The 15498-nt window shown below is 51.1% G+C and carries 10 protein-coding genes; 5 read left to right on the top strand and 5 right to left on the bottom strand.

Annotated elements, in window-relative coordinates:
• Both ACO6UY_RS15215 and dacB read right to left on the bottom strand, forming a co-directional pair.
• On the bottom strand, positions 1-189 hold a 189-nt coding region (locus ACO6UY_RS15215), incomplete at its 3' end, for a hypothetical protein (protein WP_422490498.1).
• A 53-nt stretch (positions 190-242) separates the two neighbouring features.
• On the bottom strand, positions 243-1652 hold the full coding sequence (gene dacB / locus ACO6UY_RS15210) for a D-alanyl-D-alanine carboxypeptidase/D-alanyl-D-alanine endopeptidase (protein WP_422447383.1): 1410 nt from the start codon (positions 1650-1652) through the stop codon (positions 243-245).
• Between the two features lie 237 nt (positions 1653-1889).
• On the opposite strand from dacB, the gene ACO6UY_RS15205 reads away from it, so the two are divergent.
• Complete coding sequence (locus ACO6UY_RS15205) at positions 1890-4271, top strand: Lon protease family protein (protein ID WP_422490497.1); 2382 nt, start codon at positions 1890-1892, stop codon at positions 4269-4271.
• 58 nt (positions 4272-4329) lie between these two features.
• Here ACO6UY_RS15205 and ACO6UY_RS15200 read toward each other — a convergent pair whose 3' ends face one another.
• Entirely contained in the window at positions 4330-8163 is a 3834-nt protein-coding gene (locus ACO6UY_RS15200; RefSeq protein WP_422490496.1) for a hypothetical protein, read from the bottom strand.
• 467 nt (positions 8164-8630) lie between these two features.
• Here ACO6UY_RS15200 and tcdA point away from each other — a divergent pair, with 467 nt between their 5' ends.
• Positions 8631-9440: a tRNA cyclic N6-threonylcarbamoyladenosine(37) synthase TcdA gene (gene tcdA, locus ACO6UY_RS15195; protein WP_422490494.1), complete on the top strand. Its 810-nt coding sequence runs from the start codon at positions 8631-8633 to the stop codon at positions 9438-9440.
• A 14-nt stretch (positions 9441-9454) separates the two neighbouring features.
• Here the strand turns inward: tcdA and ACO6UY_RS15190 are convergent, their stop codons facing one another.
• Complete coding sequence (locus ACO6UY_RS15190; RefSeq protein WP_422490492.1) at positions 9455-11197, bottom strand: SufS family cysteine desulfurase; 1743 nt, start codon at positions 11195-11197, stop codon at positions 9455-9457.
• A 342-nt stretch (positions 11198-11539) separates the two neighbouring features.
• Here ACO6UY_RS15190 and ilvG point away from each other — a divergent pair, with 342 nt between their 5' ends.
• Both ilvG and ilvM read left to right on the top strand, forming a co-directional pair.
• On the top strand, positions 11540-13195 hold the full coding sequence (gene ilvG / locus ACO6UY_RS15185) for an acetolactate synthase 2 catalytic subunit (protein ID WP_422447391.1): 1656 nt from the start codon (positions 11540-11542) through the stop codon (positions 13193-13195).
• The gene (gene ilvM / locus ACO6UY_RS15180; protein WP_422447393.1) at positions 13192-13452 is read left to right on the top strand and encodes an acetolactate synthase 2 small subunit; all 261 of its coding nucleotides are present in this window, start codon (positions 13192-13194) and stop codon (positions 13450-13452) included. Before ilvG ends, ilvM begins: the two co-directional genes overlap by 4 nt.
• 47 nt (positions 13453-13499) lie before the next feature.
• Here the strand turns inward: ilvM and ACO6UY_RS15175 are convergent, their stop codons facing one another.
• Positions 13500-14459: a LysR family transcriptional regulator gene (locus ACO6UY_RS15175; protein WP_422447395.1), complete on the bottom strand. Its 960-nt coding sequence runs from the start codon at positions 14457-14459 to the stop codon at positions 13500-13502.
• Between the two features lie 367 nt (positions 14460-14826).
• Here ACO6UY_RS15175 and ACO6UY_RS15170 point away from each other — a divergent pair, with 367 nt between their 5' ends.
• On the top strand, positions 14827-15291 hold the full coding sequence (locus tag ACO6UY_RS15170) for a hypothetical protein (protein ID WP_101746581.1): 465 nt from the start codon (positions 14827-14829) through the stop codon (positions 15289-15291).
• Positions 15292-15498: the final 207 nt, after the last annotated feature.

The raw sequence follows: 15498 nt of genomic DNA, 5'->3' as shown, positions 1-15498 counted from the left end.
GCGCATCTTACCGCGCCAGTTTGATTTGTCAACCGGTTGTTTTTCGTTCATCTCCAAACAACCCATTTTCAAACCGCACTTCCCGGTCAGCAATGAACATTTATTCTGCTGATCTCTGACAATCTTTTGGGAATGCCCTGGGAAGAGCCGCGTATTATAAAGAGAAAACGAACGAAGGCAATACTTCATCCGTTAATTTTCAGAACAATATACGACAACCCTCCAACAAGCTGATGCCTTCTTTATTGTGTGCCCGTCAGTCGCTCAAGAAATGCCCGGTGGAACAGCCTGATTTCATGATGAAAGGCTCTTACCTCTTCATTCGTCGCTGGCTGAACAGGTCTCAGCCCATTCAGCAGTACAGCGAATATCAAAGGTGAGTTATTTTCCGGAAAGGCATAACCCACCATACTGTTTACCCCACTCATATAACCAGTCTTTAGCCAGCGACGTTCATCATCCCGTGAGGCCAGCCAGGGAGCATTCTCCCCCCAGCTTTTCCAACCGGTTTGCAACACTTCAGTAAAGTCATCAGCACTGAGCATGTTATATCGGGACAATCCTGAACCATCCACCAATCGCCCCCTGGTCAAGTCAACGCCCTCTTCCCGTAACATAGCCAGAACCGCCTCTGTGCCTGAAGAATAAGAACCCTTTTCACCCTTTACCGACGACCCTATGGTTTTCAGCAGGCTATCAGCGTACAGGTTGTCTGACTTATCCAGCACTCGCTGTAAAAGATCAGGCACCGGCGCAGAATGATGACTGGCCACAAGCCAGGTAAAATCCCCCTGTGGTTTCTCAACCACAACCCTGCCTTCAAGCCTGATGTTGTTTGCCTGCAAAAAAGACTCAACAAACCTTGCGGCAGCCCGCTCCGGATCACGCACTGAAAATGCCATGCGCATGGGTTTGGCATCAGGGGCAATACACCCTTCCAGGCGGTACTCATGGTTTGATGATGGCCACACTTCCTGAACACACCCGTCTGGCTCATGGGCCTGAGGTTTTCTAATCGCTATGCGATTATCAACAGAGAGCTGCCAGTGTGGCTCATCGTAAACCATCTTTGACAACTGCCCCTCTGTTCCAGAAGGCACCAGCCAGCCAAAAAAACAGTTACGATCCAGTATCATGGCACTGACTGGTGCGGCAAAGCAGATATTGTGATCATCCCAACTTGCACCACCGGCTCTTGGATAACCACTATATATAGAACCATCAAGCCAGATATTGCCGCGTATTACTTTTACACCTTTATTAATCAGTTTTCCCAGTAGCTCAGAAAGGTCATGCCTGGTCAGCGATGGGTCACCTGAAAAGGTTAATATCAGGTCTCCGGCATATTCCTTTCCCTCTGCCAAGGGTTTGTTACCCAGCAAGCGGGTTTGGTACCGATACTCTTCTCCCAACACCCGATAAGCCGAGATAGCCGTGATGGCTTTGACCGTGCTTGCTGGAAGCAAGTTAAAGCGACTGTTCCGGTCAAACAGCACCTTTCCGGTTTCAGCTTCAATAACTTTAATGGAATGAATATGCCCGGGCGGTAATGTGGCGATCAGTCGATCCAGGTCATCATTGATGGACGCAAAAACCTGGTTAATTCCAAAAGCTATAAAGGTAATAGACAGCCATTTTTTCCAGACGTTCATAAAAAAGCTCTGCAGCCTCTGACCACACTAAAATCACCGTTTAATTTATAGATTCTCAGTTCAACACACTGGTCTCAAGGCCGACAAACCTTTTTAATGAGAGTACTATAGGGCCTGTTGACGTTTCGTTGTGAGCTCAGCGGGACGTGTAGTATGGCTCAAAAAAGTGTCATATATATAACAAAAGCTTCACTCCACTCTTATGGTGTAAGCAATTTGCGGGAAATGGCAAGACTTGTGAAAAAACTCAAACTAACAGCGAATCAGCTTATTGCTAAGCAACCAGTGAAGGATTTGGGTTTCAAGTCCACAGAAGAGCTGGAAAATTACGTCGGCATCCTGGGTCAGGAGCGAGCTACCAGTGCGATTCAGTTTGGTGTCGCCATGCACCGCTCGGGCTATAACATCTATGTCATGGGCGAGTCCGGAACAGGCCGAATGTCCTACCTCCGTAAATACCTTGAAACAGAAGCCAAGCGACAGAGCTCCTCGGATGACTGGGCCTATGTCAATAACTTTGATAACCCCCGTGAGCCGAAAGCCCTGAAGTTACCCGCCGGTCTGGGCAGTGACCTGCAGAAGGATTTTGAGAGTTTTATTGATAAACTGCTGATGACCTTCCCGGCGGCGTTTGAAAACCCCACTTATCAACAAAAGAAAAGCGCCATCGAGCGCAGCTTTAATAAGCGTTATGACCAGGCCATTGATCAAATTGAACAGGAAGCGCTGAAACGGGATATCGCCTTGTACCGGGATACCGGTGCCTTGAGCTTCACGCCAATGTCCAGCGGTAAGGCGATGGACGAAACCGAGTTCGCGCAATTGCCGGATAAAAAGCGGGAAAAGTTCAATAACGACATCAGTGAACTGGAAACCAAACTCAATGAGTCTCTGGTGGAACTGCCCCAGTGGAAACGGGAATCCAACGAAAAGCTGCAGGATCTGAATCAGGACACCATTGACCAGGCTCTGGCTCCCCTGATGAAGCCTATGCTGAAAAAATACAGCAAAGAGCAGAATGTTCTGGATTACCTGGAAGCCGTCAAACAGCACCTGCACAGAACAGTAATTGAATACCTGGCGGATGAACGGGCAATGGAGTCCAAAGAAGACGCCAGCAAACGATCAGCATTAGAAGAACTCTACGCCCCCAACCTGGTGGTCGGCCATAAGAACGATGCCGCTGCGCCGGTTATTTATGAGTCTCATCCCAACTATAAGAACCTCTTTGGCCGCATCGAATACGCCAGTGAGATGGGAGCCCTGGTAACCAACTTCCGTCAGATCTGCCCCGGCTCTCTGCACCAGGCCAATGGCGGTTATCTATTGCTGGAAGCCAACAAGCTGCTGGAAGAGCCTTTCGTCTGGGAAGCCCTGAAACGGGCGCTGAAAGAGCGGCAGTTGAAAATTGAATCCCCCTACTCCGAGATGGGGTTGATGAACACCATTACCCTCACCCCGGAAATTATTCCACTGCACGTGAAGGTGATTCTGGTTGGCTCCCGGGATATTTATTACATCCTTCAGCAGCTCGACCCGGATTTCCACGAAATGTTCCGGGTACTGGTGGACTTTGATGACCAGCTGCCACGCTCTCCTGAAACCATTCAGGCCTTTGCCCAGCTGCTGAAAAACCGGGCAGACGATGAAAACTATCCGCCACTGTCGGCATCGGCAGTTGCCCGGATGATCGAACAAAGCTCCCGGATGACCGAAAACCAGACTCAACTGTCAGCAAAAATCGGCGAACTCTTCGACTTGCTGGCCGAGGCCGATTTTATCCGACGCACCGGCAATGGCCGTAAAATCAACCACGAGCACATTGACCGGGCGCTGGATGCCAAGGCCGAGCGGACTGGCCGGGTCAGTAAGCAGATTCTGGATGATATGCTGGAAGGCAGCATTCTGATTGATACTGACGGTGAGCAGATTGGTAAGATCAATGGTTTAACTGTGCTCTCTGTGGGAGATGCCTGTTTTGGCTCTCCCGCCCGGATTACCGCAGCGGTTTATCCCGGCAGCCAGGGTATTGTGGATATTGAGCGGGAGGTCGCCCTGGGTCAGGCCATTCACTCGAAAGGGGTTATGATCCTGACCGGTTATCTTGGCAGCCGTTATGCGCAAAAATTCCCACTGGCGATTTCCGCCAGTCTGGCGATGGAACAATCCTACGGTTATATCGACGGCGACAGTGCCTCCATGGCTGAGCTCTGCTGTCTGCTCTCAGCATTGACCAATACTCCGATCAAGCAATGCTATGCCGTCACCGGCTCCATGAACCAGCACGGTGAAGTTCAGGCCATTGGTGGTGTTAACGAGAAAATCGAAGGTTTCTTTGATCTCTGTAATGCCAGGGGGCTGACCGGTGAGCAGGGGGTAATTATCCCTCAGGCGAACGTTCGGAACCTGATGTTGCACAGCAAGGTAGTGGATGCGGTAAAAGCCAAGAAGTTTAATGTTTATGCGGTTTCTCATGTTGAAGAGGCACTTGAACTGCTGACCGGCCATCGTCCGGGTGTTATGAACAGCAAAGGCAATTATCCAAAAGGCTCCATCAACCAGAAAGTACTGGAACGCCTGAAAGAAATCGCTGATCTGACCAAAGAAAACCAAAGTTAATCGTACGAACTGTTACACACTCAAGCCAGACAGTTGTCTGGCTTTTTTATTGTAAAATTCATTGTGCCTCCCCGGGAGGCTGCAACATTGCCAGCATTACTTTGATCAAGTCCTTCCGCTCGATATCGTCATCACTTTCATTCTGAATGGTCGATAGCAAGCCCTTCACTATTTGCTCAAAATCAACACGGTAATCGTGGCTATTCAGTTGCGTTTGCAGAGTTGCCGTGAGTGTATGCAGGCGTTGATATGCTTCTTGAAGCGAGTCAGGCACCAGGTCGGGTTTGCCTCCAGAAGAGTGCCGGGCAATAAACTCCCTGGCTTTACTCAGGGAAATCAGTGCACAGGTAAGCAAGCCATAAATACGCTCATCAGGGTTTTTGGGGTTATTAAAAAGAAGGGTTTCAGGTAATTCAAATACCGCTCCTTTTTGGAATTCCACGGTCAGCAGATCAAGGTTATCAACCAGGAATCCCAGCATATCGTTCAGTGATCTGGTTTGTTCAGGAAACGACAAATCGCTGAACGTTCTCTCAACACCAGGAGCAGCCAATTGTGTTGCCTTCTCATCGGCCACCCCGGTATCAACACTGATGTGAAGCCCCATTAATTTGGCACCCAGATCACCGTAATTAAGATGAACATTGTAGACTTTTGGCTGCTTAGTCGCCTGACACCCCGGAGTTGCCCAAATGACCATGCTTTGGGGAATGACTGAATCACTGTCGGTGTTGAGTACCTGCAATTTTTCCAGGAATTTTCTGGCAGACTCGTCTGACGTGCATTGAATGTCAATATCAATAAATAATGAGCAGCGGTTCTGCAAAAAGCGTGCGTATGAACCGGTAATCAGGAGGGGTGGATCAGTATAAAAACGATTAACTTCCGCAATAATCTCAAATGTTTTCAACTTTAACGCATGTAACCGGGGCAGCTGAATATCGGGGGCCCCCGGTTCCCCGACATTTAACCATTGTTTTGACGAAGGTTGCAGAGCCCCACTGCCAGCAACTGCCGCGGCGGAGGAACTGTGCTGACTGGCAGCAGTTGCGTATCGGTAAACACCATCACTGTCCCATCTTGCGGGAACGACAGCTTTCAGGTTGTGGAGTATATTTTCCATTAAATTGGCTTCACAGATGCTTTGTTCAAACCAGAAACCTAAAGCATGGCGCAAAGCGGTTCCTGCTGGAAAACGCTGCAGGCACTCCAGCACCTGCCCCTTATGGATATGCCGCCCATTAACAGACTGTCTCGTGATATGGCAGTGCGACAGGAAGAAGAAATGCAGGCGTGAATTCTGAAATGAACTCCGCAGCAGTGTGAGGGATTGATATACCTGTTCTGTTGATACTCTCTGACGGTCAATTGGCAGCTCATGGTACATAGCCATGAATTGCAAAAGGCTTTGCAGTCGATGTTGCTCATCGTCTTTGATTGATACGTTGTTTAAGATTTGCCAGGCCGTTTGAAGTATCTCCCGGGCTTCATTGGTTTCATGGTATTGCTGAGGGTGTTTCAACCTTTGTATCAGATACCTGACTTGCCTTGAAGAATTATCCCCGGTTAATTTATTAAATGCTCCCAATACTTTCTGGTTATCCAGAAGGCTGCCATTCAATTCTCTTGCATTCAACGCCAGCTGGGCATAAAAAATAGCGCGTTCGAGCCACCAGCCACCGCGTTCATACTCCTTGATTACCGCTTGCGGTGTGACTTGCTGACCGTTCAACAGCAGCCCCATCAGGCAACATTGTGACTTAAAACGCGCTATGCCCAGTTTGCCCTCCGGACTATCGGGAAAACCCTTAATCACCGCGTCCGGTGTCACCTGCTGGTTATTCAACAGCAAGCCCCTCAGGCAACATTGTTCCTTAAAGCGCGCTATCCCCAGTCTGCCTTCCGGACTCTCCGGAAAAGCATTAACCACCTCAGCCGGTGTGACCGGCTGACCATTCAGCCGCAGATTTCTCAGGCAACATTGTTCTTTAAAACGCCCCAGCTCCAGTGTTGCTCTGGCGGCCTGATAATCCTTAACCACCGCATCCGCTGTCACCTGCTGGCCATTCAACAGCCGCCCCTTCAGGCAACATTCCGCTTTGAAGCGCGCTATCCCCAGTTTGCCTTCCGGACTCTCCGGGAAACCCTTAACCACCTCAGCCGGTGTGACTTGCCGATCATCCACCACCAGCCCTCTCAGGCAGCACTCGGCTTTAAAGTGAGCCAGTTCCAGAGTTGCCCCGACCAACTGAAAACCCTTAACCACCGTATAGGGCGCGATCTGGTGGCCATTCAAGGCCAGGCCCTTCAGGCAACATTGCTCCTTAAAGCGCACCAGCTCCAGCGTTGCCCTGATGGCCTGAAAATCTTTCACTACCTCATCCGTTGTGACGCGCCGCCCCTTCAACAGCAGCCCCCTCAGGCAACATTCCGCTTTGAAGCGCACTATTCCCAGCCTGCCTTCCGGACTATTCGGGAAACCATTAACCACCGCCTCCGGTGTGACCGGCTGACCATTCAACGCCAGCCCCTTCAGGCAACATAATTGCTTAAAGCGCGCGCACCCCGTTTTGCCTTCCGGACTCGCCGGGAAAGCCTTGACCACCGCATCCGGTGTGACCGGCCCACCCCTCACCGCCAGATTCTTCAGACAACAATTTTCCTTAAAGTGCGCCACCTCCAGTGCTGCCCTGACGGCCTGATAACCTTCAATCACCATATCCGGGCTGACCGGCTGGCCATTCAATGGCAGGCCATTCAGGTAACATTTTGCCCGGAAGTGTGCTATTCCCAGCCGACCATCCAGACTATCCGGGAAATCCTTGACCACCTCATCCGGTGTGACCTGCTGGCCATTCAATGGCAGCTTCTTCAGGCAGCATTCCTGTTTGAAGCGTGCCAGCTCCAATGATGCCCTGGCTTCCTGATAATCCTTGACCACCGCCTCCGGTGTGACCGGCTGACCATTCAAAGACTGGCCCAGCAGGCAACATTGCTCCTTCAAACGTATTAGCTCCAGGGTTGCCCTGACTGCCTGATAACCCTTGGCCACCTCATCCGGCGTGACCCGCTGGCCATTCAACGCCAGGCTCTTCAGCCAACATTGCCCCCTGAAGCGTGCCATCCCCAGCAGTCCTTCCGGACTATCAGGGAAATCCACCTCATCCGGCGTGACCTGCCGACCATTCAACGCCAGCCCCCTCAGGCAACATTTTTCCTTAAAGCGTGCTATCCCCAGTTTGCCTTCCGGACTATTCGGGAAACCCTGAACCACCTCATCCGGTGTGACCTCCCGGCCATTCAACGCCAGGCCCCCCAGGCAACACTGTTCCTTAAAGTGCGCTAACTCCAGAAACACCCCAACCGCCTGAAAATCCTTAACCACCTCATCCGCAGTGACCTGCTGGCCATTCAACGCCAAGCCATTCAGGCAACAGTCCGCTTTGAAGCGGGCCAGCCCCAGTTTGCCTCTCGGATTATCCGGAAAGTCCTTAACCACCGCATCCGGAAGGATCCCCTGGCCATTCAACAACACCCCTTTAAGACAACATTCCGCTTTGAAGCGCGCCAGCTCCAATGTTGCCCTGGCGGCCTGATAATCCTGAATCACCTCGTTCGGTGTGACCTGCCGGCCATTCAACGCCAGGCCTCTCAGGCAACATAACTCCTTAAAGCGCGCCAGCTCCAGTATTGCACTGACTGACTGAAGCCCCTGAACCACGGCATTCGTTGTGACTTTCTGGCCCTTCAGCGGCAGCCCCCTCAGACAGCATTCCTCTTTGAAACGCACTATCGCTAATTTGTATTTATAATGTCGATCCGGCTCTCGATTGAATTCTTGAATGACCTCATCCGGGGTAACTTTTCTGTTGTTTAGCAGTAGGTTCTGCAAGCAAAGTTTTTGCAGAAAGAACCCACTTCTGAGGGACGTTGTATCTTTTTCAAAGGCTGAAAGCACATCAGCCGAGGTGATTTGACGTCCATGTAATGGTTCTTTATCCCAAAAGGCATCCTCTATAGATTTGCTGCTACCCCGGATGCTGTCTTTGCTTCTACAGGGCCGATTGTATGAGACTCTTTTACCATTAAATGCGGTTCCGGCACGGTCAGAAACCACGCGTGGCCCGGCATGCCGGTCAGCACGGCGAGCGGACTCTGAGCGGTGAGGGGTTGATGATGCTGCTTTCAGAATTAAGCCTCGCGCACTTGGACAATAAATACCGCAGTTTGACCTCGAAATAATTATTAGGTTCCATTGATGGCAGGTCAGTCAGAGTCAAAGCAGGGCAAAATTTGATTAAAACAATGCCACTTTGGGTTGTATAATCGGCTACTAATGTTTTATCTCAGTCGTTTCCAATGCCAGCAGCCTCTTCCCCCAGCAACAGCTTTAATGACCGGTTCGGCGGTATTCGCCGCTTGTATGGCAACAGTGCTGTTGAACAGCTTCGTCAATCCCATGTCTGCGTCATCGGTATTGGAGGTGTTGGCTCCTGGGCAGCAGAAGCCCTGGCCAGAACGGCGGTGGGTAACATCACACTGATCGATCTGGACGACATTTGTATAACCAACACCAATCGCCAATTGCATGCGCTTACGAACACCATTGGTCGCTCAAAAGTTGAGGTGATTGCCGAACGCATCACCCAGATAAACCCCGAGTGTCAATGTCAGACCATTGAAGACTTTATTACGGAAGATAATCTTCAGGAACTGATCACCAGCGAGTTTGACTATGTGCTGGATGCCATCGACAGCTTCCGGGTTAAGGCGGCGCTGATCGCTCACTGCAAACGTCACAAAATCAAAATCATCACCACTGGCGGTGCTGGCGGACAGATGGATCCTACCCAGATTCAGATCACCGATCTGACCAAAACCTGGCACGACCCTCTGGCAAGAAAAGTGCGCAACCAGCTTCGTGACCGTCATGGCTTCAGCAAGAATACCAAACGAAAGTTTGGGGTAGACTGTGTGTTTTCCACCGAGCAGGCGGTTTATCCACAGGCTGATGGCACCATCTGCCAGACCAAACCAACCGGTGAAGGCTCAATGAAAATGGACTGTGCCAGTGGTTTTGGTGCGGCTACCGCAGTGACTGCAACCTTCGGTTTTGCTGCGGCTGCGCGAATTATTGAGAAGTTGACCAGAACTGGCCATTCTGCCTGAATAGTCGGTTGGTGCTATCGATAACGATGGGCAACCGCCTGAATCTCCCTGACAATCGCCTTAAGCCCATTGCCCCTGGATGGGCTTAAATGATTGAACAGATCCAACTCACGGAACCACAGGTCAATATCTTCCTGCTCAATCTCTGCCGGTGTTTTCCCTGAGAATACCGCCAGAACAATGGCTATCAGCCCCCGGATCACTCTCGCATCGGAGTCAGCAATAAAGTAAAGCCGCATGGTTTCATCATCATAGTGATGATGCAGCCAGACACTGCTCTCGCAACCATGAAGTCGGGCATCATCACTTCTCCATTCCCCCGACAGCACAGGCAGCTCTTTGCCCAGCAGCATGATCTGGCGGTAACGTTCCTGCCAGCCTGAAAGCCCATTCAACCGTTCTGTTATCGCGGCAAGGTTCGGAGCCTGCTGACGAAAAATCTCTGGCAGGTCAGTTGTCTCACTGATCATTGTCTGGCTCTGATCACTGTTCATTTCAGGGTGAGCAATATACAGCGGAGAATGGTGGAGCTTGTTCATGGCATCCACAAAAGCCACGGCCTCATCGACGGTGTTATAGAGGGCAAAAGAAGCTCTGACCGTTCCATTGAGATTCAGGCCCTCCATCAGGGGCATGGCACAATGATGCCCGGTTCTCACGGCAATCCCCTGTTGGTCAAGCATCAGCCCGATGTCCTGATTATGATGTTCGCTGGAGACAAACGACACGACGGGCGCTTTCCACTCTGCCTGACCAATCAGACGGATACCGCTTATCTGGCTTAATCCCTCCTCCACCAGCAGGCGCAGCTGATGTTCATGGGCCTGCATGGCGGCAACATCAATATCCGCTAAAAACTCCAGCGCTTTGCCTAAACCAATGGCACCGGCAATATTGGGGGTTCCTGCCTCAAATTTGAACGGCAGGCGATTAAAGCGGGTGCCGGAAAAACTGACATGCTCGATCATCTCACCACCGCCCTGCCAGGGAGGCATGTTTTCCAACAGTCCCCTTCGCCCGTACAGCACACCGATTCCCGTAGGGCCGTAGACCTTATGGCCGGAAAACACATAAAAGTCGGCCCCCAGCGCCTGAACATCCACTTTCTGGTGAGCAACAGCCTGAGAACCGTCCACCAGGACCAGGGCACCGGCCTGATGGGCAAGCTCAATAACCTCTTTAATGGGGGTGATCGTACCAATGGCATTGGAGGTATGGGTCATTGCCACCAGCCTGCTCTTATCCGACAGCAATTGCCGGAACTGTTGCATATCCAGATTGCCAGCATCATCCAGCTCAACCACCCTGATGGTGGCCCCGGTGACTTCAGTCAGCAGTTGCCAGGGAACGATATTGGCATGGTGCTCAAGGCGGCTCAGGATAATCTCATCGCCAGCCTTCAGCTGGCTTCGTCCCCAGCTGCTGGCCACCAGATTGATGGCTTCAGTCGCGCCCCGGGTCCAGATAATCTCTTCCGTAAAACGGGCATTAATAAAGTGGCGGGTGGTTTCTCTGGCGGCTTCAAACCCATGGGTCGTGCAGGCACTCAGGAAGTGCGCTGCCCGATGCACATTGGCATTCTGCTCCCGATAATAGCGGTTTAGCGACTCAATAACCGACACCGGCTTCTGTGTGGTTGCCGCATTGTCCAGGTAGACCAGCGGATGGCCATGCACGGTCTGTGACAACAGGGGAAACTGCTGCCGGAGGTTATCAACATCCAGCACAGTGGATTGAGTGTCGGCCTGGCCTTTCATAGTGACCTCCATGGTGATCATGCCTCTGGGTTTCTGGCACTGCAAATAATGCTGTGCTATAAAACCTGTACATTAAACATTTAAAACTGATAAACCTATGATGCCTTCAGCCCTGAACCAACCAGTCATTCTTAACGTGGTGATTATTATCACCGCGGGTGGCTTTGTGGGCTGAATAAACAGCTGTTACAAAACCCCCGCACCGAAAGGTCCGGGGGTTTTTTTATACCTGATAAAGGAGAAAAGTCATGCTTAACCTGATCGTGCTATCTGTCATTATCCTGCCTGTCATTCTATCTGCAGCGATTACCCTCAACATCTGGCAGTCGGGGGATCATCGATATGAATGGTGCTGAAGCAATTGTCCAAACCCTGGTTCACCACGGTGTTGACACCGTTTTTGGTTATCCCGGCGGCACCATTATGCCGGTGTATGACGCCCTGCTTGACGCCCCTGTTGAGCATCTGCTCTGCCGCCATGAGCAGGGAGCCGGTTTCGCCGCTATTGGCTATGCTCGCTCAAGCCAGCGAACCGGTGTCTGTATTGCCACCTCAGGCCCTGGCGCAACCAACCTGATCACGGCTCTGGCAGATGCCATGATGGACTCTGTCCCCATTGTTGCCATTACCGGCCAGGTACCCACCAGTGCCATGGGTACCGATGCCTTTCAGGAGATGGATATGCTGGGGCTTTCCATGGCCTGCACCAAGCACAGTTTCCTGGTGACAGAGCCGGACCTGCTCTGCCAAACCCTTCATCAGGCATTTACTCTGGCCAATTCCGGACGACCGGGCCCTGTCCTGGTGGATATTCCCAAAGATATACAACAGGCTCCCGCCAGCTGGCAGCCACCGCTGGACCTGGCTGAGAACGGTTTCCACCCTGATCAGGCAGCCCATAACAGCGTTGATCAAGCGCTGCAACTTATGCGCTCAGCATCCCGCCCCATCGCCTATATCGGTGGAGGGGTGAATATGGCTGGTGCTACACCGGCGTTGCGCCATTTTCTGCAAATGACCGGCCTGCCCAGTGTCTGCACATTAAAAGGGCTTGGTACTGTACCTCCGGACAACGAGGCCTATCTTGGCATGCTGGGGATGCATGGCAACCGGGCGGCGAACACGGCAGTACAACTGTGTGACTTATTGGTTGTTGTGGGTGCCCGTTTCGATGACCGGGTGACCGGCAAGCTGGACACGTTTGCCCCTGATGCAAAAGTTATCCACATCGACATTGACCCGGCAGAAGTGCACAAACGCAGAGCGGCACATGTCGTCTTTCATCAGCCCATGCCCTGGGTACTGAAAGAACTGTCCATCGCTTTACCCGTCAACGATTGGCCAGGCGACTGTCAGCAACTCAAAGAAGAACATCAATGGCGATACGACAAACCCGGTGAGGCGATTTATGCGCCCCTGCTGCTCAACCAGCTATCCCGACAGCTGCCTGATAATGCCATTATCAGCTGTGATGTCGGGCAGCATCAAATGTGGGTTGCCCAGCATATGGCTTTTCATCACACCCGTAACCATTTGACCAGTGGCGGTCTGGGCACCATGGGCTTTGGCCTGCCTGCCGCCATCGGCGCTGCCATGGCACGTCCGGATGATACCGTTATTCTGGTATCCGGTGATGGCTCATTTATGATGAATGTTCAAGAGCTGAACACCATAAAAAGAAGACAGCTGCCGATTAAAATAGTCCTGCTGGATAACCAGAAGCTGGGCATGGTTCGCCAGTGGCAGGCGCTGTTTTATCAGGGCCGTTACAGCGAAACCGATCTTTCCGATAACCCGGACTTTATTGCGCTGGCCAAGGCCTTTGGTATTGGCGGCAGAACCATCACCCATCGGAATGAGGTAACGTCAGCCCTGGATGAGATGTTGAGTGTGAGTGGCCCATGGTTGCTTCATGTGTGCATTGATGCCATGGAAAACGTATGGCCCCTGGTGCCACCAGGAGCCGCTAACCATGAAATGTTGGAGCAACACTCATGAGCTTTCAGTTATACCTGCAATGCCATCAACAGCCTGATGTCGTGGAGCGGATACTCAGAGTTATCAGACACCGGGGCTTTACTGTGAACACCATGAGCATGACGCCTTCCCGTTGCGGTGGCAGAATTGAGTTATCCATGACTGTTTCCAGCTCACGACCTGTGCATCTTCTGATTACCCAGGTTGAGAAACTCCATGATGTGCTGGCACTGAGATGCATTGATACAACGTCCAATACTGATGTCGGCAGCTATTGATACACCCGGCCAGCCTGGCCGGATGAATCATGCCCTTACCGGTGAGTTCAGTGAGTTAGATCATCCACTTCACCATTGATAATAGCCTCCTGTCGTTCCATCTCTTTCAACTTGAGACGGAAGCGATTAATGATGAACTCCCTGAACCAGCGATGCGCCCGGTTATGCTCCCAGTACTCCGGCCACACTACGTAGTAGCTGACTCTGGGAGGTTTACCGGGCAGGGTTTTCATCGTCATATCCTGGACATAAGTGTTGTAACGAGCTGCTCTCTCCATTGTGATCAGAATATGATGGGTGTCCTTTACCAGCTGCAAACCAATGGGTAGATTGGGTGTTTTCGCAACCACCCGGATATTCTCACTGAGGCCTTCCAGGTAGTCCCTGATGAAATGAGGACTTCCCATCCACGAAGAGTGACGAATCACCGGGTACTGCTCAAGGTCTTCAATGGTCATCTCCTGATCAACGAGAGGATGATCCTCATGCACCAGGGCACAGATACTATCCTCCATTAACAGCTCATAACTGAAACCGGCAGGTGGCTTGCCAACATACCCAAGCACCAGATCGACCTGACCGGCCTCCAGCTTTTTATCCAGCTGCGGGCTGAACTGTAACAGTTCAAAATTAAAATGCGGTGCCTGTTTCCAGAACTGGTGCAGGATTTGCGGCAGGATTTGCTCAAGAACAATATAAGTCCCGGCAATGGTAAAGTTTTTTTCGGTAATCCAGGGATCAAACTGCTGGTTCTCAAATATGGTGCTGGCTTCCGTCACCACACGGTTCACGTCGTCTTTCAACGCCAGCGCTTTTTCGGAGAGAAAAATACGATTGCCCTGCCTGACCAGAATCGGATCATTCAGTGCCTCACGCAACTGAGCCAGGGTCCGGCTCATGGCGGACTGGGTCACATGCATCTGCTTCGCAGCCAGGGAAACACTTTGAGTATCGAGTAACGCCTTGAGGCCCGGCAAAAGGTTCAGGTTAAGTCTGTACAAGTTCATACTTTGGTAACAGGCACCCCAAAGATTGAAAGCACCATCTAAAACAAAAGAGCCTGATCAATCAGCTCAGAGAGAAAAAAACAGCTGACCTGGAAAAGCCCAGGCCAATTTGACCACGAGACTATAGTTATACCACTTTAACTTCATCAGTATTATTCCCTATACATTCATCGCTAATCAGGTACACTGGAAACAGGAATCAGTGTCAGAGGACATTCTCAATCAGGCAAATGGCCATGTCTGAATACACGTTTGAAGTACTGGTCTCATGGCTAATTGAGAACGCCCCCCGGCTCTGGTGAATCTGGCCTTGGCGCCTGACAAACTACGGGTCAGGCATCCGCTGAAACAGCTTTCAGGAGGGTCTATGAGCCAAAACAAGTACAAGAGTATTCAAGATCTGGTAGATAACTACATTGCCTCTGGCCTTTCTGCCAGAGAGTACGTCGAAGCCCGTGTAGATGCCGGAGATCTTAGTGCTGCCGAAGCCCTGAAACTGCTGTCTATTCTTCGAGAAGCACAGTCTATTACCTTTAAACTGGCCGAAGTCAGTGATGACGAGTTTTCCGGCCTGCACATGGTCCTTGTTCGCAAGGAAGAGGATGAGCTTGCGGATGACGCCTCTCCTCTGTTCAGTATTGAAATCGATGAAAGCCTGAACAGTAATCGTGATGATGTTATTAACCTGTTGCAAAAATTTGCCAAAGAGCTGGCTGTGCTGGCGACACGAGGAGAGCTTGAAGAAGCAGAAGCCATAGATACCATTGATGACAACCCTGAAGACTGGCTGGATCACCCCAACATTCTCCCCGCCAGTGAAACCCGTCACTGATAAGGAAGCAGTTTCACCCTGCCCTCTCAACACTTGAAAGAATAAGCCCGGCAAGTTCCGGGCTTATTTTTTGATGGATAAAAGTGAATAACTATTCCTGGTTATATAGCTCAATCTTTAGTCATCAACAGATTCATTGATCAAACCATTGAATGACCTGTGGATAACTGACTGCACCGCACTATTTTCAAGCCTCACAAAACTCTG

Origin of the sequence: Endozoicomonas sp. ALE010, from assembly GCF_049310165.1 — a bacterium.
Taxonomy (GTDB): domain Bacteria; phylum Pseudomonadota; class Gammaproteobacteria; order Pseudomonadales; family Endozoicomonadaceae; genus Endozoicomonas.
This window is presented reverse-complemented; position numbering and strand designations above follow the sequence as displayed.

Coding starts and splice junctions, on each gene's coding strand:
- dacB (WP_422447383.1), bottom strand. CDS start 1,652: ATGAACGTCTGGAAAAAATGGCTGTCTATTACCTTTATAGCTTTTGGA.
- tcdA (WP_422490494.1), top strand. CDS start 8,631: ATGCCAGCAGCCTCTTCCCCCAGCAACAGCTTTAATGACCGGTTCGGC.
- ACO6UY_RS15190 (WP_422490492.1), bottom strand. CDS start 11,197: ATGAAAGGCCAGGCCGACACTCAATCCACTGTGCTGGATGTTGATAAC.
- ilvG (WP_422447391.1), top strand. CDS start 11,540: ATGAATGGTGCTGAAGCAATTGTCCAAACCCTGGTTCACCACGGTGTT.
- ilvM (WP_422447393.1), top strand. CDS start 13,192: ATGAGCTTTCAGTTATACCTGCAATGCCATCAACAGCCTGATGTCGTG.
- ACO6UY_RS15175 (WP_422447395.1), bottom strand. CDS start 14,459: ATGAACTTGTACAGACTTAACCTGAACCTTTTGCCGGGCCTCAAGGCG.
- ACO6UY_RS15170 (WP_101746581.1), top strand. CDS start 14,827: ATGAGCCAAAACAAGTACAAGAGTATTCAAGATCTGGTAGATAACTAC.